7 protein-coding genes are annotated in these 21,921 nt (G+C 73.5%); 1 reads left to right on the top strand and 6 read right to left on the bottom strand.

Annotated features, from left to right (window positions below; translation table 11 throughout):
• Window positions 1-13: 13 nt before the first annotated feature.
• The 4 genes from JT362_RS22750 to JT362_RS22735 are packed head-to-tail and all read right to left on the bottom strand — an operon-like array spanning window position 14 to window position 19,872.
• Window positions 14-319: a hypothetical protein gene (locus JT362_RS22750; protein WP_260193638.1), complete on the bottom strand. Its 306-nt coding sequence runs from the start codon at window positions 317-319 to the stop codon at window positions 14-16.
• A gap of 28 nt (window positions 320-347) precedes the next feature.
• Window positions 348-19,037, bottom strand: a complete 18,690-nt coding sequence (locus tag JT362_RS22745) for a WXG100-like domain-containing protein (RefSeq protein WP_260193636.1) — start codon at window positions 19,035-19,037, stop codon at window positions 348-350.
• Window positions 19,038-19,055: 18 nt separating this feature from the next.
• Entirely contained in the window at window positions 19,056-19,388 is a 333-nt protein-coding gene (locus tag JT362_RS22740; protein WP_260193635.1) for a hypothetical protein, read from the bottom strand.
• Window positions 19,381-19,872 (bottom strand): YbaB/EbfC family nucleoid-associated protein, encoded by a 492-nt coding sequence (locus JT362_RS22735; protein ID WP_260193634.1) that lies wholly within the window; start codon window positions 19,870-19,872, stop codon window positions 19,381-19,383. The genes JT362_RS22740 and JT362_RS22735 overlap by 8 nt, the downstream gene beginning before the upstream one ends.
• Between JT362_RS22735 and mycP the strand changes: the two genes are divergently transcribed.
• On the top strand, window positions 19,871-21,163 hold the full coding sequence (gene mycP, locus JT362_RS22730) for a type VII secretion-associated serine protease mycosin (RefSeq protein ID WP_260193633.1): 1,293 nt from the start codon (window positions 19,871-19,873) through the stop codon (window positions 21,161-21,163). The two genes, JT362_RS22735 and mycP, sit on opposite strands and share 2 nt — an antisense overlap.
• An 88-nt stretch (window positions 21,164-21,251) precedes the next feature.
• On the opposite strand, the gene JT362_RS22725 is transcribed toward mycP, so the two are convergent.
• Window positions 21,252-21,551 (bottom strand): hypothetical protein, encoded by a 300-nt coding sequence (locus JT362_RS22725; protein WP_260193632.1) that lies wholly within the window; start codon window positions 21,549-21,551, stop codon window positions 21,252-21,254.
• 29 nt (window positions 21,552-21,580) lie between these two features.
• A complete protein-coding gene (locus tag JT362_RS22720; RefSeq protein WP_260193631.1) occupies window positions 21,581-21,886 on the bottom strand; it encodes a hypothetical protein in 306 nt (101 codons plus the stop codon).
• Window positions 21,887-21,921: the final 35 nt, after the last annotated feature.

Raw genomic sequence — 21,921 nt, 5'->3', positions numbered from 1 at the left:
GAGACTCCGCTGGTCAGGGCGTGACCAGGGTGTAGTTGGGCACGTACAGGGCCCGTTCCGCCACCGGCGTGTGCCGGTCGTTCATCGGCACGTCGTCCGGTACGGCCGTGCGGGAGATGTGGATGCCAAGCTGGCAGTTCTCGCACCACAGCTGCGCCCAGCCGATCCGCCTGCTCGGTTCTCCGGTGAACACCAGACGCAGTGCCGGCTGTCCGCAGTTCGGACACGTGCTGTCACCGTGTTCGGGAAGGGCCGCGTACATCGCCTCGTAGGCGTCCAGCCACCTGTCGAACTGGCCACCCGTTTCCGGTTGTTCCATGTCACCACCTCTTCGTTCGGTCGTCGCGTCAGCCGCGGACCGCCACTCCGAGCCCGTTCCGCAGCTCCTGCCGGCCTTCCTCGGACAGGACGAACGAGCCGCGGAGGCGGACGTCCCGCCCACCCCAGCTGGGATGTTGCCGGATCAGTGCGGCGAGTTCGGCGGCGGTGGGCCGCCCGTGCACGACGACGACGGCCGTTCCGCCGCTGCCCTTGACCTCGATGGTGGGCTGGTCCGGCACGTTCGGGGTGAACGCGGGGTTGTCCTCGTTGAGCGGGTGCGCGTCCCACCAGCTGAACTCGGCGTCGTAGGCGCGGTTCTCGAACGGCTCCTCCTCCCACTCGGTTTCCGGGTACGGCAGCCCCGCGCGCAGTTCCTCGACGTGGAACCGCTCGTGGTACAGCGTGCGCGCCAACCACGCCTCGCCGTGCCGGAACGCGCGGCGGCAGAGGACAACCGTCGTGTCGGGCCGGGTGATCCCGTCGATGTTCGCCCGCTTCGGCCGCAGCTCGAACACCATCCCGCTGATGTCCACACCGTACTTCTCGGCGACCCGGCGCACGGTCTCCATGGTCATCGGCAGGCGGTCGACCGGCGGTAGCGCGCCCTCCCGGTGGAGCAGCGCGGGTTCCTCGTCGTCGGTCGGGCCGCCGTCCCGCACGCCCCATGGGTTGTGCCGGTCCAGTGCGGGCGGGTCGACCAGCTCCGGGATCGCACGCGGGGCGACGGGCCCGGGGGCGCGACGAACCCGGGGATGGAAGACACGCATCTCGCCCGTCGTCGAGCGGCGGGAAGGTATGCCGCTCGCGGTGAGGTCACCGTCGACGACGAAGATATCGCCGTCGGCGGCGGCGACGAGCCCGGTCGGGGCCATCACCGGAGACCCGCTCAGGTCGGCGAGTCGCTGCGCGATGCCGTCGTCGTCCTGCCCGGTCCGGCTCGCGAGCAGCCGGATCGGTTGCCCGCGCCATCGAGGGTCCCGCTGGGCGAGCAGAACGAGGTGCTCGGCGTTCAGCAGACGGTTCCCCACCCGGACCGAATGGCGACCGCCGTGCAGGTCCAGGGTGAAGTAGCCCGGCATCGGCCGGACCAGGGTGATGCCGTCGAGCAGCGCGTCGCCCGGCGCGTAGAACGCCCTTCCGCCCGGGTAGGGCATGCTCCGGTCGTACAGGTGGAGCAGGACGTCGGCCGGATCGTGCTCGCGCGCCGGCCCGAGCCGGTCGGGGTCCGGATCCGGCTCGAGCGGCAGGCCGCCGGCCGCGGACCACGGTGAGCCAGGGTCGGGGCGCGGCGGTGCGGGCGGCGGCGGAGCGCCGCCGCGGTTCCGCCCGAACAGCTGGAACCGTTTCCCCGGTCGCCTCGGCGGGCGGTCGTCCGGGCCCAGCTTCGGCACGACGGTGCCGTACGGGTCGGTGATCTCGCCGCTCCAGGCCGTCCCGAGGATGCGCTTGAACCGCTGGATCTCCCGCAGGCGGGCGACGGCCAGGTCGACGGCCACGCTGCCCAGCCCGGTGGCCAGCAGCATGGTCCGCATCGCCTCCGGTTTCACCGCGAGCACCGCCATCAGCACCTCGCGGTCGAGCGGCTGGCCGAGCTGGCTCGCGACGAAGCCGGAGACGATCGGGTAGGCCGTGCCGTGGGGGAACGAGTAGGAGTTGTCGATGGCGACCGGATCGCCGGCCGGGCTGGTCAGGTAGTTCCCGGGGTTCCGGTCCAGGTTGCCGATGACGTAGTCGAGCACCGCCAACTGCTGTTGCCGCTGCCACGGGAAGTCGTCGACGATTCCGCCCTTGTTCCGGCGTTCGGCGAACCGCTGGAGCGAAGCGGGCCCGTGCCGGCTGTCCTCGACCATCGTCGTGGTGGGCACCAGTCCGAACCCGAACATCTCGTCCAGCCGCGACGCGGCCACGTCCCGCTGGGCCAGCCTGCCGCCGACGGGCAGCCGCATTTTGAGTGCGTCGTCGCTGTTCCGGGTCTTGACCGCCTCGCTGTGCACCGGTTTCAACACCGTCAGGGACCCGTCGTCGAGCCGGGCGAGCAGCACCGTGGCCGCGTGTCTTCCGCCGATGGCTCTCCGGTCGACCACGGTTCGTTCGGCCAGCTCGCGTTCCCCCCGGCTCGGTTGGTACTCGCCGCCGCGCAGGCGCCACGGGTTGTGTTGGTCGAGTGCGCCGAGGCCGACGTAGATGGGTGCTTCCACCAGGTCGGGGGCGAGGTGGGCGATGTTGTTCCGCCTCGGGTCGAACCAGCGGATCTCGCCGGTCGGGGGGAACTTGGGGTGGGCGATGCCGCTCGCGTCGACCTCGACGTCGGTGACGAACTCCGCGCCGTTGTCGTCCCGGCCGTAGTAGGCGGACGGGCCGCCGACCCGGACCTGGCGGCGGTCGGCGAGGCGTTGGGCGAAGCTGTCCACGCCACGGCCGCTGCCGCAGGCGAGCAGCAGGATGGGCTGCCCGTGGTAGTTCGGGTCCAGGTCGAGGATGGCGTCCAGGTGCTCGACGGTGAGCAGGTGCGCGCCGATGCGGATCGCGGTCCCGTCGGCGCCGTACTCGACGCCGTGCACGTCGAGTACGTAGGCGTCCTCGTGCCGCGGCGTGCCGACGGGGTCGTCGAGCAGCGGGTCGCCGGCCGCGAAGAACACCCGCCCGCCGGGGACCGCGCGGCTCTGCTCCAGGAACGTCCGCAGCTGGTCGGCCACCCGCCGCTTCGTCCCGAGGTAGAGCTCGTGGTCGTACGGCATCGGTGTGCCGTCGTCGCGCAGCTGCCGGTACGCCTGCCACAGCGCCGCCAGGTCCGCCCTGGCCTGCTCTGCCGGCGCGCTGTTCCCGGCCTCGACGCGGGCGAACAGGAGCGCCCGGTCGGCCAGCCGCTCCAGCCGGTCGAGGCCGACCAGGCGGGCGCCGAGCCGGGACATCGGCCTCGGCTCGCGGAAGAGCAGCTCCCGCTCGTAGGCCACCATGGCCTTGACGTCCTCCGGGCCGGGGTTCGCCGGCATCGGCGGGCGCACCGGCATCGGGGCCAGCTGGTGCCGTCCGTGGCCGCGCTCGCGGGCGCGTTCGGCGGCTGCGGCCTCCCGGGTCAGCAGCGTCCCCATGAAGTCCCGCACGGCGGTCGACTCTGCGGCCTCGACCACCCGCTCCTTCGCGCGGTCCGCGAAGATCTTCCGGTCGACCGCGTGCTGCTCGGCCCGCCGGTGCAGGTACCGCATGGGGAAGCTCGCCAGGATCCCGGCGGACGCCGCCGCGACCACGATGATCATGCCGGCGCCCTGGTTGAACGCGATGGCGGCGCTCACCGCGATGCTCTCCAGTGCCACCGCCTGGAGCACGCCCTGCTTGCCGAACCCGCGCTTGTCCCGGTGCCCCGGCGGTCGGGCGGCGGGGTTGGGCGGCGCCGGGACCACGGGCTCCCGGTCGGCGGCCGGCGACGCCCGGCCGAACGCGTCCGCCTCGGCCGCCTCCACCCGGGTCTCCACCTCGTCGAGCATCGCCAGCAGGTTCCGTTCCCGCTGCGCGGCCTGCTCGGTCATCGTCGCGGCGGAGTCGAACTTGACCTGTTTGACGATCTGGTCGTACTCGTCGCTGGTGAACTCCCGGTCCATGAACGTCGCGATCAGGACGCCGAGCCCGAAACGGGTCAGGCCGGAGCCCACCGCGTCGAGGGCCGCGCTGCCCGTCGCGCTGACCGCGTCGAGCACCGCGTTGCCCATCCGGCTCGGGGCGTTGGTGGCGTCCCGGGAGAAGTCACCGGCGCTGTTGGGAGCCGCGCTCGCGCCGTAGCGGTTGGCTGGGTTGTTGTCGATGGTGATGTCCGGGATCGGCTCCCGCACCGGAGCCACGCTGGGCGGGTTCGTGCCGGCGATCCGGTCGATCCGGTCCAGCAGCTCGTGCACGTGGGCGAGGAACCGCTGGTCGAACCGCGCGTTCCGACGGTCGAGCTCGCGGGCGATCTCGTCGAACCACGTCCACTCGCGCGGCACCATCCTCTTGCGCAGGTAGCGCTCGGCCACCGGCCCGAACGCGGCGGCGAAGCCGGCGATGCCCCAGTGCGTGACGAGGTTCCAGGGCGGCAGGCCGACGGCCAGCAGCGGGGTCGCGGCGATCGCGCCGATCACCGGCGGGAGGCCGCGGTTGATGAGGAGGTTCCGGTACCGCTGCACCTGCCTCGGTTCGGGGTCGGTCACCGGCGGTTCGGGCGGGCCGGGATCGTTGACGTCGATGCCCATCGTGCGCATCCGGGCGAGCAGCGCGTTGAGTGGCTCGCGGCGTTTCTCCGCGATGTCGTACGCGCGCTTCTTGCCGTAGTAGCCGTGGCCGGCGTCGACCATGTCCTTCTCCCGCCGGCCGTACCACCGGCCGACCAGCGTGCCGGCGACGGCCGTGCCGAGGTTCATCACTCCGACCGCGGCGGCGACAGCCAACGACCCACCGCTCGCGATCGACAGGCCCGCGATCGCCGCCGTCGCGGCGGCACCGGGAAGGATGCTGGCGCCGAACACGGGGATGAACGCCTTCCACGGCGTGTACCCGCTCGGCTCGTGCACCCAGCTCGGCCGGCGTGTGTTCGCCACGAACCCGTCGATCAGGTACCGGGTGTCGGCCGTGGTGACGGCGCGGCGCTGCGGCCCGCCCTCCTCCTCCGGGTGCACGCCCATGTCCTCGACCAGCGCCTGCCAGACCTTGGTGTGCCGGCGCTGGTGCGGCAGGCCCTGCTTGGCGGCGGCGGCCCGGGTGCGGTGCAGGTGCCGCAGCTCGGCCTCGCGGCCGACGTCGTGGGCGGAGAGCGTCGACGCGGAGCCGGGGTGGTGGTCGCGAGTGAGCAGGTCCTGCTCGACGTCGTTGCCCGCGAGCCGGTCGCCGAGCTGGGCGAGACCGCTGGCCACCGCCAGGTCGACGAGGTCCTCCGCGAGCCGGGGCGACACCCGGATCAGGCCGCGGTCCGCACCGATGACGACGACCTCGGCCGGGTGGCCGTCCTGCACCTCCTTGGCGACGACGGTGACGACGAAGGTGGAGCCGTCCTTTCTGGTCACCCGGTAGTGGCCGCGGCGGGTCTCCTCGACGCCACGCATCGCCGCGTCGTCCTTGACCCGCGACATCGCGCCGCGGGCGTGCTCGCCGATCCACCGGTTGGGGACGGCGTCGGAGTCCACCCGGAACGTCGAATGTGGCAACGCCCGCACCGGGAACGTGGGCGGGGTGTCCGGCTCGGCGCGCGCGGGTTCGCCGGTGGTCGGTTGGTCGCTCTGCTGGTTCGCCTGGTCGGTTGGCTTGATGGCGGCCGCCGCCGTGGCGGCGTTGCGGCCCTGTTCGGCGAAGCGTTGGGCGCGGTCGGCGGCGGTGGTGGCTTGGGTGGCGGCGAGTTCGGCTTCCTGGGCGGTGATCCGCGCCCTGGTGGCGTTCCGGTGGAGGGCGCGGCGGGTGACGTGGTCGGTCGTGGCCAGTTCGGCGGCGCGGTTGGCGGCGCCGGTGGCGGTGTCCGCGTCGAGTCCGGCGATTCGTGCTTCCTTCGCGGCCAGGGCGGCTCGGTCTTCGGCGAATCGTGCGTGTGTGTCGGCCGCGGGGTTCTGGTCGGCGGCGGTCCTGGCTTGGGTGGCGACGTCCTCGGCGTGTTCGGCGGCTGCGGTGGCCTGTTCGGCGGCCTGCCGGGCGCGTTCGGCGGCGGCGCGGGCGGTTTCGTGCGCGGTGGCGCCGTCGCGCAGGAGTTGCCGCTTGCCGGGGGTTGGTTGGTGGGTCTCCTGCTTCGGCTCGGTGGCCGTCCCACCGGCGGCCGCCGCCGCGGCCGTGGCGGCGTTGCGGCCCTGTTCGGCGAAGCGTTGGGCGCGGTCGGCGGCGACGGTGGCCTGGGTGGCGGCAAGGTCGGCTTCCTGAGCGGCGATCCGCGCTCTCTCGGCGTCCCGGTGGAGGGCGCGGCGGGTGACGTGGTCGGTCGTGGCCAGTTCGGCGGCGCGGTTGGCGGCGCCGGTGGCGGTGTCCGCGTCGAGTCCGGCGATTCGTGCTTCCTTCGCGGCCAGGGCGGCTCGGTCTTCGGCGAATCGTGCGTGTGTGTCGGTCGCGGGGTTCTGGTCGGCGGCGGTCCTGGCTTGGGTGGCGACGTCCTCGGCGTGTTCGGCGGCTGCGGTGGCTCGTTCGGCGGCCTGCCGGGCGCGTTCGGCGGCGGCGCGGGCGGTTTCCTGCGCGGCGACGGTAACGGCGGAGGTATCGCGCCGGAGCTGCTGCTTGCCGGGGTCCGGGCGGGGAGCTACTCGCTGCTGGTCAGCACCACTCCGTCCTGGAGCGCCGTCCGGTCCGCCGGGTCGATCCGCAGGGTCAGCCGGTTCGTTCCTGTCTGCGTCGGGGTCGGGAACTCCAGTTCCAGTACGCGCACCTGCTGTCCCGTGTCCTCCCGGTGCAGCACCGTTCCCGGCTCGATCACTCCCTTCTCCAGCCGGCCCGACGCCAGTAGCTCGTCCTCCGGCAGCAGGTATGTCTTGTCCACGACGAACCTGGTTGGCGGCATTGTTGCGGTACTCCTCCAGTGCTGGGGTTTCGTTGGCGTGGGCTTCGGTTTCCAGGGTGGCGCGGTTGTCGCTGGTGACGCGGATTCCGCTGAGTCGTTGGTGGACGTGGGTCATTTCGTGGGCGATGGCCGCGACGAGGGTTTCGTTGTCGACGAAGCTTGCGGGGCCGAGCCGGAGCTGTGGGCCGGTCGGCAGGATCCTGGTGCGGGCGGAGGCGTGGTGGTCGTCGAGGTAGGCCAGTTCGGCGGGGTCGGTGACGGTGACGAACTCGACGTGGACCGGTTCGCCGGTGGTCGGGTGTTCGATGGTGGGGGTGATGCCGGCGAGTGCCGCGTGTTGGAGGGCGGTGTCCGGGGTGAGTGGTAGGTGGTCGCCGCTGGCCAGGACGTCGGTGTTGCCGCGGGAGGCGGTGGGCCGGAACTGGTCCTGTTCGAGATCGGCGACGGTCTCGCGGTACGCCACCACCGCCAGGGCCTGGCCGGCACGGGCCGCGGCCTCCAGCTCGTCGCTGTTCTCGCTGGTCACGCGGATCCCGGCGAGCCGATGGTGGACGTAGGTCAACTGGTACGCGATCGTCCCCACGAGCATCTCGCTGTCGGCGAAGCTCGTCGGGGCGAACCGGATCTGCGGCCCGCTGGCCAGGAGCCTGGTTCGGGCGGTCGCGCCGTGGCGGTCGAGGTAGGCCAGCTCGCTGGGGTCGGTGACGATCACGACCTCGACGTCGACAGGTTCGCCGGTGGCCGGGTTCTCGACGGTCAGACCGAGGCCGGCGTACGCGGCGTGCAGGTGCACGGTGTCGTGGGTGGGCGTGAGCTGGTCGCCGCCGTCCGGGACGTCGGGCTCGGTGTCGGATTCGGTGGGGGCGAACGACCGCACGTCCAGGACGAGGTCGTCGGTCCCGGCCGTGGCGCGCAGCGCATCGAGCGCGTCGCTGGTGAACCGGAGCCCGGTGTGCCCCAGGCTTTGCCCGGCCGGGTCCGGTGCCGGCGTCGAGGTGCCGCCTGGTCGCGAAGGGGCGGTGGTGATGTCCACGCCGAGGGCGTGGCGTAGGTCGGCGAGGTGGTCGGGGGCGATGTCAGGGCCGGCGATGGCGAGGACGACGTCCTTGCCGTGTCGGGTGGGGTCGTGGCGGATCAGGGCCTTCAGTTCGGTCACGCTGAACTGGTCGGCGTGCAGGTGGATGGTGTGGTAGGTCTCGCGGGGCGGGGTGAGCACGGCACCGTCGGGTAGGAACGAGCGGCCACCGCGGACCGGGTGGCTGTCGGCGAGCGTGTCGGCGATGGTGGTGTCGCCGGTTACCGGTACGCCGAGCAGCGTTTCGAGTTCCTGGAGTTTTTCTGGTCGCAGCCCGACGGGTCCGGCGATGTGTACGGGTCGTCCGCGCCATTCGGGGTCCGCTGTGATCAGCCGGCGGGTTCCCTCGACGTCGAACAGTCGGCCGTTGACGAGGATCCCGTCCAGGTCGCCGATGGCGTAGAGGGTGTGCACGGGCGGGAAGGCGGGCCGGGTGGGGAGCGGTTCGCCGAACACGCGGTTGCCCTGGACGATCTTGCTCGCCGCCAGGGCGTCGCCCACCCTGGTGTCGTCCGCCCGCACCGGGGCGCCGAGGAAGGACGCCAGCTCGTCGAGGTGCCGGGTGGTCACCAGGCCGGAGGGGTCGACGAGCCACAGGCCGGGCGTCCGCTCGCGGTTCCAGCTCGGGTCGTGGCGGAACACCCTGGCCATCTCCGTGGGGGTGACGGACCGGTCGCCGAGCTGGAACCCGCCGTCGGGGGCGATCCGCACCTGCACGGTGTGGAAGCGCGGGGTGCGCGGGACGGTCCGCGCCGCCTCGTGGGCCGCGGTGTCGTCGGCCGGGAAGAACGCCCGGCCGCTGGGTGTGACACTGCTCTGCAGCAGGGCGTCGGCGAGGGTCGTGTCCGACTCGACCCGCACGCCGGCCCGGTCGAGGTGCGCGCGGAGCTCCTCGATGAACGGGGCGGACACTCCGATGTCGGCGGCGTCGACCACGACCGGGCGGTCCCCCCGGCTGGGGTCGGCGAGGATCACGGCGGCGAACTCCGCCGCGTCGCGCGGTTCCCCCTCGATCACCACGTGGTCGATGGCGCCGAGGACGTGCAGCACGTGCCGGTCCGGGACCGGCGGCATCCAACGCGCGAGCTCGTGGAGGTCGGCGCGCTCCGGCGCGTGGAACGACCGGCCGGCGCGGGTCGTCACGCTCGCGGCCACGAGGTCGGCCGGCGTGCGCGGCGGCTCGAGCCGGTGCGTGGGCTCGGCCCGGACCGCCACGCCGAGCCGCCGGCCGAGCGCGGTCAGCTCGTCGGGGGTCAGGTCGGTGCCGTGGAGCCACACGTCCTGCCCACGCCAGTTCGGGTCGAACCGGAGCATGGTGGCGAGCGGGCGGACGCCGAACCCTTGCTCACCCGGGGGAACGTGCACGTTGTGGTAGCCCTCGTGCTCCTCGGACGCCTCGCCGACCGGCCGGAACGACCGGCCGTTCGGGGTGACCTCGCTGGCCACGAGAGCGTCGGCCAGCGACCGGAGCAGCGCGCCGGGGATCCTCGGCCGGCGGCCGAGCGTGAACGGATGCCTGGCCCGCTCCTCGGCCAGCTCGGCCGCCGAGAGCCCGGGCCTGGGCATCGGCTTGGCCGTGGCCATCAGGCGCTGGTAGAAGAACCAGGTGTCCTCCAGGTCGCGCACGGCCTGGTCCAGGGCCCTGCTGTCCCCGGTCTCCTCGGCCAGCCGGCGCAGTTCGTCGATCCCGCGCAGGTCCGCGGTCAGCTGGGCGAGGCCGCGCAGGCGGGCGTCGAACAGCAGGTACGGCCGGATCTCCTGGTCGAGCGCGGCCCGCTCCAACTCGACCATCGTGCGCACGTACTGGGTGAACCACGGGTGGCCCGCGTCGATGTGGGTCGGTGTCATCGACGGTGGCGCGGTCGGTTCGAACACCGGATCGGGGGTCGGGACGGCGGTGCCGCGCCCCTCGACGGCGATCTCTCGTTCGAACAGGGTCATCAGATGGCGAAAGCGCTCCGGCTGCGCCGCCAGCGACGCCTCCTGCCGCGACTCCCGCTTCCGTACGTCCCGCTCGTTCTTGGCCTGGCTCGCGGACAGGCGGTCCTTCCACCGCGCGACCCAGCCGCCGACACCGACCGCCGACGCGGCGCCGAACGCGGCGATCAGGAAGCCGGGGACGATCGGCGTCGTGCTCAGCGAGTTGACCGCGTACGCCAGCAGCGCGGTCCCGGCCCAGCCCGCGGTGCCCACGATCGCGCCGAACCGCAGGTAGGTCCGCCGTTCCGCCACGGTCGTCGGTACCGGCTCCGTCGGCAGGTCGAGCGGGGTGAGGCGCGGCTCCGGCGCGACCGCCGGCGGCGTGCTCAGCATCGGGGCGCCGACCGGGGTGTTCGCGTCGAGGTCGGCCGCGGAGAGCCCCGCCCTGGCGGCCGCCTTTCTGGCCGAGGCAGCCGCTTCGGCCGCCGCCGACGCCGCCGCTTCGGCCCGCCGCTCGGCGACCTTCCGCCGGCGGTCGGTCCGGGCCGCGTGCTCCTCCGCCGCCCGCACCCGCTCCGCCGCCGCGTCGGCCAGGTCGCGGCGGCGCTGCTCGGCGGCGTTGACCGGCCTGTCCGTGCGGGGCGCGGTCCGTGCCGCGGCCGCCTCGGCCTCCTGCCGCGCTCGGCCAACGGCGACGCCGGCGTCGGTGGCGTCGCGGCGGGCCTGCTCGGCGCGCATCGCGGTGTGCTCGGCGGTGACCCTGGCGCGTTGCGCCGCCGCGTTGGTGTTGGCCGCGTTGGTGAGCAGCCGCCGGGTGGCGGCGTTCACCGGCGTCGTCCGCCCCTGGCCCGCGCTCTGCTCGCCGGTGCCGGCGAGGTTCGGCGGTGCCGACAGGCCGGCCTTGGTCGCGGCCGCCTCGGCCCGCCGGGCGGCGTCCTCGGCGGCGGCGACGGCGTCCTTCATCCGCGCGGTGGCGGCCGCGGCCTTCTGGGCGAGCGGGTGGTCGGGGCCCACACCGGCCTCGTCGACGGCATTGCCGGCCACCCTGGCGGCGGCTGTGGCGTCGGTGGCGTAGCGGTGGGCCCGCTCGCCGAGCAGGGCGGTGTACTCGGCGGTGATGCGGGCCCGCCGGGCCTCGGGGTCGGCGTGCGGGGCATGGGCGAGCCGGAGCCGCTGAGCCTTGCCGACCGGGGTGGTCGCCGGGTCGAACCCCAGCGCCCGGACCATCCGTGCGGCGTGGATCTTCGGCAGGATGGAGACCAGCACGTCCTTGATCAGCTCGTAGCGCAGCTGCTGGTCGAACGCCTGGTCCGTGGTGAACTCGTGCAGGTCCCGGCGGTCGTGGAGCCCGCGCTCCTTGGCGAACATGATCCGGTCGGCGATCGCCCCGACGAGCGTCGCCAGCAGACCGCGGCCGACGCCGAGGCCACCGGCCAGGGCGGCGTCGCGGTTGGGCAGGTGCGGGCCGTAGAACAGCAGCGCCCTGAGGGTGGACTGGATCCCCCGCCGCGACGACCACGCACCGAAGTGCGCGAAACCGGGCCAGTCGCCGAAGTCGGGGGGTGGTGCCGGCGGGCGCGGAGTCACCACGTGCGGCTGGGACCGGACCTCGTCGACCGAGTCGACCCAGGCCATGAACATGTGCAGGGTGTTCGTCACGGCCGCGGCGAACTCGGCCTCCTGCGCGCTCAGCGGTGCCCTGAGCTGTCCGTACCTGGTCAGCTGGCCGGCCATCTTCCGCTGCTGGAACCACCGCTCGAGGAACGGGGTGGCGCCGGTGACCGCGGCGCCGGTGAGCCACATCGCGAGCACCGCTCTCGACACGTCGAACCGGGACGACGCGACCCCCAGGGCAGGGTCGGTCGGCACGAGCGACGCGATCGGGAGCATCGTGCTGGCCGCCGCCGCGCCGAACACGAGGGGCGTCGCGTGGATCAGCCGGTCCCGCAGCGCCGGAACACCGGTGAGCCTGGTGTAGTCGTCGGGCACCGGCTCGGTCGGCGCGTGCTCGGGGTCGGCGAACGCGGTGCCCCGCGCCGCGGCCAGCAGCGGGTCGACCATCTCCTTGACGAGCATGGCGGACGCGTAGGCGTGCCACTCGGCCTCCCGGTGCTTGACCGCATCGGTCGCGGCCTTCACCTTCTTCGCGTACCACCGGCCGAGCAGGCCGTCGCCGAGCCCGACCGCGAGCGCGGACAGCGCCACCGCCCCGCCGAACGTCGGGTTTCCGAGGGCCCCGCCGAGGATGACGCCCACCGCGAAGCCCGGCAGCGTCTTGGTGACCAGCGCGGTGACGATGAACGACTTGTGGGACTGCACGCCGTCGCCCTGCGGCCCGAGCCTGGCGTGCCAGGACCCCCGCGACCCGACCGGGAAGTGCTCGTCGACGATCCGCTCGACGTCCGCGGACAGCCTGGTCTTGAGCTGCCGGGAGTTCGCCTTGGTGGGGTGGACCGAGATCTCCTCGGCCAGCAGCCGCATGTGGTGCCGCAGGGCGATCCGCTTCAGCACCCTGGCCGGGCCGGTCGCGGTGCGGTACTCGGCGTCGAGGACGCGCAGCTCGGTCTGCCGGCCGTGGTCGTGCGCGGAGGTCTCGGTGCGGTCCCCGGGATTCTGGCCGACCAGCAGGTCCGGGGCGTCGTTGCCGAGCAGCTTCTGGTTGACCTCGCCGAGCTCGTGCCCGAGCCCCACCTTGAGGGCGATGGACCGCATCCACAGTGGCGTCGACGCCAGCAGCGTCGGCGCGAACCGGATGGTCGTGCGTCCGTTGACCACGGTGTACTCGGCGGGGTTGCCGTTCTGGGTGGGACCGACGGTGACGCGGAACGGGAACCGGCCGCCGTCGGCGCGGACTCCCCAGCCGTTCACCGGCCCGTCCATGACGATGTCGGCGAGACCGGCGGCGGCGGCGACGCGGTGGCGGGTGTTCTCGTCGGCGAGCAGGTGCTCCAGCTTCCGCAGGGTCTGCCGGGCCATCGGCGCCCGGTTGTCCTTCGCGGTGAACCCGGGCCGCGCGCCGGCCGCCCCCGTGACGGACGGGCCCGGTGGTGGAGGTGGGTCGCTCCTGACCTTCACCCCGAGCTCCTGCTCGAGCGTGGCGGCCTGCTCGTCGGTCAGTCCGGCACCGGCGACCCAGACCGGCTGCCCCTGCCAGGTCGGGTCGTGCCGCAGGACCGTGGCCAACCCGTCCGTGCCGAACCAGCCGTCGGGGACGTGCACCGTGTAGTAGCCGTCGCGCGGCTCGGCGTCCTGCGCGGCGGCGTGGCTCGCGGTGTCGGCGGCGGGGTGGAACGCGCGGCCGCCGGGGGTGACCCGGCTCGCGGCGAGGGCGTCGGCCATGGCCGGGAGCAGGGCGCCGGGGACCTTCGGCGCGCGGCCGAGCGTCAACGGGTACTTCGCCCGCTCCTCGGCCAGCTTCGCCGGGGCGAGGCCGGGCTCCGGCATGTCCTTGGCCGTGACCATCAGGCGCTGGTAGAAGAACCAGGTGTCGTCGAGGTCGCGGATCGCCTGGTCGAGCTCGCGGCGGTCGCCGGTCCGCTCGGCCCGCTCGCGCAGCTCGTCGATGTGCCGCAGCTCCGCGCCCAGGCGGGTGAGGCCCCGCAGGCGGCGGTCGAACAGCAGGTACGGCCTCGGTTCCTGGTCGAGGGCCCGGTTCTCCAGGTCGACCATGGTGCGGATGTACTCGGTGAACCACGGGTGGCCGGGGCCGATGTGGGTGGGGGTCATCGACGGGGGCGCGGTCGGTTCGATCGCGGGGTCGGGGTCCGCAACGGTGCCGCTCTCCTCGACGGCGATCTCCCGCAGGAGGATGTTCATCAGGTAGTCCAGGCGCGGACCCTGCGCGGCCTTCGAGGTCTCCTGTGCCGCCGCCCGGTCGGCGTCGATCAGCCGGTCCTCCGCCTCGGCGGTCGCCCTGCGGTCCCGCCAGCGCTGGACCCAGCCGCCGATGGCGATCGCGGACCCGACGCCGAGCGCGGCCACCGCGTAACCGGGGTAGATCGGCGTGTCGTGCAGGGAGTTGACCACCCACGCCGCGCCGCCGATCGCGGCCCAGCTCAGACTGTTGCGCACGGTGCCGTGTCGCAGGTAGGACCGCTTGCTCTGGACGGTCGACGGGGCGGGACCACTCGGGGTGGCCAGTGGGGTGGACCTCGGCTCCGGCGGGACCGCGGGCGCCTTGCTGATCAGCGGCGCGCCGATCGGGGTGTTCGCGTCGGCCTCGGCCGCGGTGAGCCCGGCCCGGTCGGCCGCCGTCCTCGCCGCTTCGAGGGTCCTGGTGGCTTCCGCCGCGGCCTGATCGGCTCGTTGCCGCGCGAGCACCGCCTCCTGCCTGGCGTCCGCCTCGCGGTACCTGGCCTCCCGCGCTCGCTCGGCCGCCTGGTCCGACTCGCTGGACAGGGGCGAGGCGGGATCCTCGGCCGCTCTCGCGGCCCTGGCGGCGATGGTGGCCTTCTCAGCGGTGATCTTGGCCTGCTCGGCGGCGACCTCAACCTGCTCGGCGCGCATCGCGGTGTAGTCGGCCACGGCCCTGGCCTTCTGGGCGGCCGCGTGGGCGTTCGCGGCCTGGTGCAGCAGGCGCCGCCGGACGGCGCTGACCGGCTTGGCCTGGTCGTCGCCCTGGTTCGGGGCCGGGTTCGGGGTGGCGTCCTGCTCGGCGATGCCGGCTCGGGCCGCCGCCGCGGCGGCGACCTGTTCGGCCGCCTCGGCGTTCGCGGTGGCGGTGACCGCCCGCGCGGCGGCGGCCTCGGCGGCCACGACCAGGGGGTGACCGCGGTCGCCGGCGACCCCGGCCCGCTTCGCGTCGAGCTCGGCGGCGGCGGCCTCGGCGCGGGCGTCCTCGGCGACCGCCGCGGCGTGGCGGGCCTCGACCCTGGCTCGCTCCGCCCGCACCCGGTCGTCGGCCTCCCTAACGAGCCGCCGCCGCTCGGCCGCGCCGACCGGCTTCGGCTGTGGCGCCGGGTCGGGCCCGTGGATCCGCTGCCGTGCCGCGAGCTGGATCTCCGACAGGACCCGCTCGAACACCTGCTTGATCAGCTCGATGCGCTGCTGCTGGCGGAACGCCTGGTCGACGGTGAGGTCGTGGCGCACCCGTTCGTCGAGGATGCGCATCTCGGTCTCGTGGAACCGCCGGTCGACGATCGCCCCGATGAGGACGCCGGTCACGCTGCGGCTCGCGCCGAGCGCGCCGGTCAGCAGCGCCTCGCGGCCCTGGAGGTTGCCGATGATCTCGACGAGCGCCCGGAACATGGGCGCGCCGCTGTCCGGCGCCAGGCTGGCCCCGAAGTGCAGCGCGTTCGGCCCGCCACCGTGGTAGTCCGGCGCCCGCGGCGGCGGCGCGTGGACCACGGGCGGCTGCGACTTCTCCCCGTCGATCGTGTCGAACCACGCCCGGACCATGTGGAAGTCGGCGATCACGCCCTCGACGAACTCGGTCTCCTGCTTGGTGAGCGCGTCGCCCTGCACCTCGATCTGCGCCAGCTCGGCGGCGACCTGCCTGGTGCGGAACCACTTCTCGACGATGGGACCGCCCCCGAGCACCGCGAGGCTGGCGGCCAGCATGCCACCGAAGGTTCGCGGGGAGAACTCGGCGACCGGCGGTGGGGTGCCCGGCGGGGCCCCCGGGTCGACCGGCCCGGGGAACGGCCCGACCGGGATCATCACGCCGGACGCGACCGTGCCCATCAGGTTCGGCAGCCAGCGCACGAGCCGTTGCCAGCGTTTCGGCAACCCGGTGAGCGCCTCGGCGATCGGGGGCGGCTCGGTGGGTGCGTCGGCCGGATCGGCGAACGCGGTGCCGCGGGCCGCGGCCAGCAGCGGGTCCAACACCTCCTTGATGCGCTGGGCGGCCTCGTAGGCGTGCCGCTCGGCTTCCTTGGCCTTGAGCGCGTCGGCGGCGTCGAGCGACACCTTGGCGTACCACCGGCCGATCAGGCCGCTGCCGAGCCCGGCGACGAGGGTGGACAGCGCGAGCGCGCCGCCGAAAACCGGGTTTCCCCCGGCCGTGCCCCACACCAGCGCGACGCCGAAGCCCGGCAGCGTCCCGGTGACGAGTGAGGTGCCCATGAACCACCCGTGGGAGGGCAGCCCGTCGTTCCGTTCCTGCAGGAAGGCGTGGAAGGACGCCCGGGAGCCGATCGGGAAGTGCTGGTCGACGATGCGTTCGACGGGCCGTTCCAGCCGGGCCTTGTGCTGCTGCGAGCCGTCCTGGGTGGGGTGTACCCGCATCTCCTCGGCCAGCAGCCGCATGTGGTGGCGCACCAGGGCACGCCGCACGCGGTTCCGCGCGCGGGGCGCGGACGCCGCCAGGTGCTCGGCTTCGAGGACCCGCAGTTCGGCCTGCCGGCCGTGCGAGTGCGCCACCTCGTGGTCGTCGTTGCCGAGCAGGATCTGGTTCAGCTCGCTGATCTCGTGCGCGAGCGCGCGCTTGACCATCGCGCCGCGCAGCCAGGCCGTGGTCGACGACACCAGCGTCGGCGAGACCACGATGACCCCGACCCCGTCGTCGCCGACGGTGAACTCGGCCGGGTTCCCGTCGTGGGTCTCCCCGACCACGACGCGGAACCGGAACTCGCTGAGCCCTTTGCGGACGCCCAGGTAGACGTCGGCCTTCTTCTCGATCGACTCGATCCCCGCTGCCTTGGCGACGTCGCCGATCAGCTCCCGGATCATGCGCTCGGTCAGCGCGGCCTTGGGTGTCCGGTCGGCCTTGGCCGCGAAGCCGGGCATCCGCTTGGCCGTGCCGCTGTAGACCCGCCTGCCCAGCGGCGACGACGGCGCGGGAATGACGGTCTTCCCGGTCAGCGCACCGATCGACGAGCCCGGCGCGCCGCGGTCGACGCGCGTGTGCCGGGGCGCCGGACCGGGCCGGCGCGGTTGCGGCCCGGTGTCGGGCCCCGCCACGCCCGCCGCGGCGGCGGCCAGCGCGCCCCCCATCTCGACGGGCGCGGGCGCGCTGTCGTCCGTGCCGGTCCCGGCGGTCTCGTCGGGGGAGTCGGTGGCGGTCTCGGTGGTGGACTCGGTTCCGGTGTCGTCGTCGGTTCCGTTGAGGGTGGGCTCGCCGTTCACCTCGTTCGGCTTCGCCGCGTCGGCCGACTCCCGGGCGTCCTCGTCGGACGCGCGCCGCTGCTCGTCCCGCGCGGTGCCGGTCCCGAGCACGGGACCCGAGACCGTGTGGGCCGGCGCGACCGGAGCGCCGGCGGGGGGGGGGTGCGCCCGGGGGGCGCCCGGGGTGTGGGCCGGCGCGACCGGCGCCCCGGCGGCGATCAGTCCGCCGGTCGGACCGGCGGACTGATCGCCGGACCGCGAGTCGTCCGCGGAATCGTTCGGAGCCGGGCCGGACGAGTCGTTCGTCGACGTTCCCGTCTCGGACGGGACCTCGGTGGGCCCCGTGGTCGAGCCCTCGGTCGAGTCGGCGTCCGGTCGACCGGCGGGCTGGTCCGGCGCTGCCTGGTTCTCGTTCGACTGGTGCTGGTCCGCGGTGTCCGACACGCGCGGGCCGTCGTCCGTCGAGTCGTTCCGCGTGCCCTGCTGCTGCGTGCCGGACTCGCCACCCCCCGACATCGTCCTGGACGGCGGGCCGCCGTCGGAACCTCCGCCCGACGGCGCGGTCGGTCTACCGGCACCACCACCGCCGTCGCCCGGCGAACCGGCCGTCGACTGGGACCCGCCGTCCGCGCCGCCGTCCGCGCCGGGTGGCGGTCCCGCGGCCGCACCACCGGGGGCCGGCCCCGCCTGTGTGCCGCCGGGGTTGTGCGGCTGACCGCCGCCCGACACGTCTCCCGGCCCCCCGGCCGCGCCGGTCGACGATCCACCGAGCCCGCCGACCCCTCCCGGGGCTCCGCCTGGCCCTCCGGTCAGACCGCCGGCCGAGCCACCCGGCCCGGTGGCCGAGCCGCCGGTGGAGGTGCCAGGGTTCCCGGTCGAGCCGCCGGTGGAGGTGCCCGGGTTTTCGGTCGAGCCGCCGGTGGAGGTGCCCGGGTTTTCGGTCGAGCCGCCGGTGGAGGTGCCCGGGTTTTCGGTCGAGCCGCCGGTGGAGGTGCCCGGGTTTTCGGTCGAGCCGCCGGTGGAGGTGCCAGGGTTTCCGGTCGAGCCGCCGGTCGACGTTCCCGGTTCCCCGGTGCCGGGCGGGCCGGCCGCGCCGGGTTCCTTGCCGCCGGGTCCGGAGTCGCCGTCGGGTACGGGGCCGGCGGGCAGCTTGTCCCCGCCGCCCCCGCCTCCGTCGCCCGGCCCACCGCCGAGCAGGGCCTCCAGCTCGTACCCGACCGGCCCGAACCGCTGCATGTTGTGCTGGATCGCCAGGTCGGTCGCGATCGTGCGCGGCGTGCTCACGATGGCCGTGGCCAGGCCCTGCTCCGCGACCGCGTCGCGGTAGTTGCGCCAGTTGGCCAGCTGCTCCGGGTCGTCGTAGTTGTCGACGATGACGGTCGCGTTCGGTGACACCAGACCGTTGCGCATGCCACCGGTGATGACCCTGACCGCCATGGTGTTCGGTGCGCTCGGAAGCTCGTAGTCGGGGTTGCCGCCCACCTTCCGGATGATGTTGTTCATCCCCGCCCTGGCCCACCGGCCCACGAGGCTCAGCCCCTCGGAGAGGGTGCCCCCCACCCCTTCCACGATCGCGTTGTAGCCCACCTCGCGGACGTTGAAGCGTTCCCGCGCGCCCATCAACATCGAGGTGACCTGGGTCAGGGCGTTGTTGAAGCCCCCGTCGAACATCTCCTTGCCGATTTCGATGGTCACCCTGGCCAGACCGGCGATTCCCCGCGCGGCGATCCCGGTGATCATCGTGGTCAGCCTGCCGGCGACCCAGTGCGCGACGTGGTTGGCCAGGCGCCCACCGCCGGGGATCCGGGACAGCGCGAAGTACAGCGGCGCGCTGACCGCGATCTCGATGATGGTGCTGATCTTCGCCTCGAGGATCTGGTCGCCGTACTCGCGGACACCGCCGGAGAACACGCGCATCTGCTCGGCGACGTGCCGGTAGTACGTCGAGAGGGTGACGAGTCCCGTCAGGAACCGCGCGCCGACGGTGTCCATCCAGGAGCTGGCGACGCGCATGGCCTCGGCCTCGAACGACGCCGCGACCTCGTCGAGCATCGTGGCGGTCTCGAACCACTTGTCCGCGAGGGCGTAGACCTTGGACTCGTCGTCCGGCGGCCAGATGGGGTAGACGGCCAGTTCCTTGACCTTCGCCCACAGCCCCGACGGGTCCTGCGGTTCGGGCATCCCCATCGGAGTGTCCGGCTACAAGTTGTTGAGCCGTTGCGCGTTGGCCTGCTCCGCGGCGACGTACTCGTTGACCGCGTAGCTGCCGAAGTCGACCAACTGCTGGAGACGCCGGCCCAGCTCGTCCACCGCTTCGACGAGCTGCTTCACCGAGGCGTTGTACTGCGCGGCGAACTGCCGGCCGAGAGGGCCGTTGCCGAGCTGGCTGTCCAGTGCGGCGATCTCGCCGAGCTTGCCGACCCACGCCTGACGCAGTGCCGTCGCGGCCTCGGCGAGGGTCGCCACGATCGCGCTGACCGCGCTCGGGCGCATGTCCATCCCCGCGCCGTCGACGTTGACGCCTTCAGTCATCGCCGCTCCCAGGTTTCGACTTGTCGTCGAGCAGGTGCAGTACCGGGCCGTACCGGGAGTCGAAGTCGTCGCCGCGTGCGTGCGGGGGCACCAGCCGCTCGGCGAACCGGGTCGCCTCCCGCTCCGCCTCCGCCGCGGCCTTCCGCACGGTGCCGACGATCGCCGCCGCGAGCCCCTCGGCGTCCTGGTCGCGGAAGACCCGGGTGTCGAGCTCCAGCTCGAGCAGCTCACCCCGCCCGCCGACGACGGCGGTGACGAACTCGTCGTCGGAGTGGGCGGTGCCGCGGACGTCGTCGATGTTGTCGCACATGGCCCGCACGTGCTCGGCGAGCCGTTCGTACTCGGCGAGGTTCCCGCGAACCACGTCCGACACCGTGTCCATGCTGGTCAGCATGACCGGGTGGAGCGGCGTGCACACCGCGGTGACCGGTTCCGGCCAGTACGCCTCCCGCGCGCCAGGAACGGCCGGATGATCCGAGACCATGAGCCGTCTCGTCGCCTCCGCCGTGGTCGTGTCCGCCGTCGCGGCCGCGGTGCTCGCCGGAGGCACTCCCGCCGCGGCGGCCCCGCCCCCGGGCGCCTGCCAGGGCACCCCGGACCCGGCTCGTGAGCCGGTCACCGAGCTGCCGTGGGCGCAGCAGCTGCTCGACCTGGACCGCACCTGGCCGCACAGCACGGGTGCGGGCGTCACGGTCGCCGTCGTCGACTCCGGCGTCGACGCCGACCACCCGCAGCTGCGCGGCAAGGTGCTCCGCGGCCAGGACTTCTTCCACGTCGGGGACCTGCCGGGGAACTTCGACTGCGTCTCGCACGGCACCGCGGCCGCCTCCATCATCGCCGCGTCCCCGGCGCCGGGGATCGGCTTCCGCGGCGTCGCCCCGGACGCGCGCATCCTGCCGGTGCGGATCACCGACCGGGAGCTGTCCGACGACGGCCAACCGACGCCGATCAACCCCGAGGCGGTCGGTCAGGGCATCCGGTACGCCGCCGACCACGGCGCCAAGGTGATCAACCTGTCCCTGTCCGGGCACGGGAACTACCGCGCGATCGGCAACGCGGTCGCCTACGCGCAGTCCAAGGACGTGCTCGTGGTCGCCGCGGTCGGCAACCGGGCGGACAACGGGAACATCGCGTCCTTCCCGGCCCAGTACGACGGCGTGCTCGGGGTCGGCTCGTTGACCATCACCGGGGAGCGGGCCAACGGCTCGCAGACCGGCACGTACGTGGACATCATGGCGCCCGGCGAGGACGTGCTGGCCGCCACCAGGGTCGGCGGGCACAACTTCTGGGCCGGCACCAGCTTCGCGACGCCGTTCGTCACGGGGGTCGCGGCGCTGGTCCGGTCCGCGTGGCCGAAACTGACCGCGCCCGAGGTCGCCGCGCGCATCCTCGCCACCGCCGACCCGGCCCCCGGCGGGCGGGACAGCGAGACCTACGGCGCCGGGATCGTCAACCCCTACCGAGCCGTGACCGAGGACCTCACCGACGCCGCCCCGCTGATGGTGCCGCCCGTGGTGGAGCCGCCGCCGGACCACGCGGCGATGCGCGAGGCGGACTGGTGGGCCGACACGAGCGCCGAGGTGAAGATCGGCGCCGGCCTGGTGGTGCTCGCCATCGCCGTGGCCGGGGTGCTCGGATGGTTCCTGCCCCGGGGCAGGCGGCGCCGCTGGTACGCCGGCCGGGCCGCCCTGCCGCCGGCCACACCGACCCGGCAGGAGCCGCCCGACCAGATCTTCCTGTTCCCCGCGCCCGCCGCGGAACGGCACCGCCGCTAAAGTCCGAACGGGACCCAGGAACGACGACGGCTCCGGGAACGGGCGCACGTTCCCGGAGCCGTTGTCCTTGTCGCGTCAGCGGTTCGGATCAGCCGCCGCCGTACATGCTCAGGCACCGCTGCTGGGTGTCCATGTAGCAGTCGTTGCTCGCCCGCATGGCCTGCTCGTGGCGCTGGCCGCGCTCGACGTCGGCCATGTGGAGGGCGTAGTTCCGCTCCTCGTCGGCCATCATCGCCGCGCCGACGGCGTCGGTGTGCCCGTCGCCGTGCAGGGCACGCAGCTGACCGAGGTTCTCGTCGGCCAGGTCCCTGCGCTCGCCCATCCTGGAGGCCAGGTGGGTGGCGCCGCTGTCGATCTCGGCGAAACGCGCCATGATCAAGTCGTTCATGTGGATCCTCCTCTCTCTGATTCGCCGAGTTACGTGTTGATCGCGTTCAGGAACCCGACGCTGTCCAGCTCGGCGGTGTCGTAGTTCACGATCACCTGCCCGTTGGCGACGTTGAGCTCGTCGTGTCCCCGGCTCGTCACGTTCATGATCTCGTCGTGGTTGTGCCCCTGGGTCAGGGACGCGGTACCGGCCCGGCCGATCCAGCTGGGCGCGAGGTCCTCGTGCCCGGCCAGCGTGGCCGACTGGCCGGCGGCCGCCGAACTGTGGATGTCGGTACTGCGGCTCAGGGCGGCCTGCATCATGGCGAGGTCACCATGCAACAGGTTTTGGTTCATTCGCCTGCTCCTCTTTTCGCCACGTGGTTACGTGC

Source organism: Actinophytocola gossypii, assembly GCF_025165815.1.
GTDB lineage: Bacteria > Actinomycetota > Actinomycetes > Mycobacteriales > Pseudonocardiaceae > Actinophytocola > Actinophytocola gossypii.
Note: the sequence above shows the minus strand (reverse complement) of the source record. Positions and strands in the feature narration are given on the sequence as shown.

Excerpts from the sequence above, each read along its gene's own strand:
- JT362_RS22750 (WP_260193638.1), bottom strand. The coding sequence starts at position 319 with ATGGAACAACCGGAAACGGGTGGCCAGTTCGACAGGTGGCTGGACGCC.
- JT362_RS22745 (WP_260193636.1), bottom strand. The coding sequence starts at position 19,037 with ATGCCCGAACCGCAGGACCCGTCGGGGCTGTGGGCGAAGGTCAAGGAA.
- JT362_RS22740 (WP_260193635.1), bottom strand. The coding sequence starts at position 19,388 with ATGACTGAAGGCGTCAACGTCGACGGCGCGGGGATGGACATGCGCCCG.
- mycP (WP_260193633.1), top strand. The coding sequence starts at position 19,871 with ATGAGCCGTCTCGTCGCCTCCGCCGTGGTCGTGTCCGCCGTCGCGGCC.
- JT362_RS22735 (WP_260193634.1), bottom strand. The coding sequence starts at position 19,872 with ATGGTCTCGGATCATCCGGCCGTTCCTGGCGCGCGGGAGGCGTACTGG.
- JT362_RS22725 (WP_260193632.1), bottom strand. The coding sequence starts at position 21,551 with ATGAACGACTTGATCATGGCGCGTTTCGCCGAGATCGACAGCGGCGCC.
- JT362_RS22720 (WP_260193631.1), bottom strand. The coding sequence starts at position 21,886 with ATGAACCAAAACCTGTTGCATGGTGACCTCGCCATGATGCAGGCCGCC.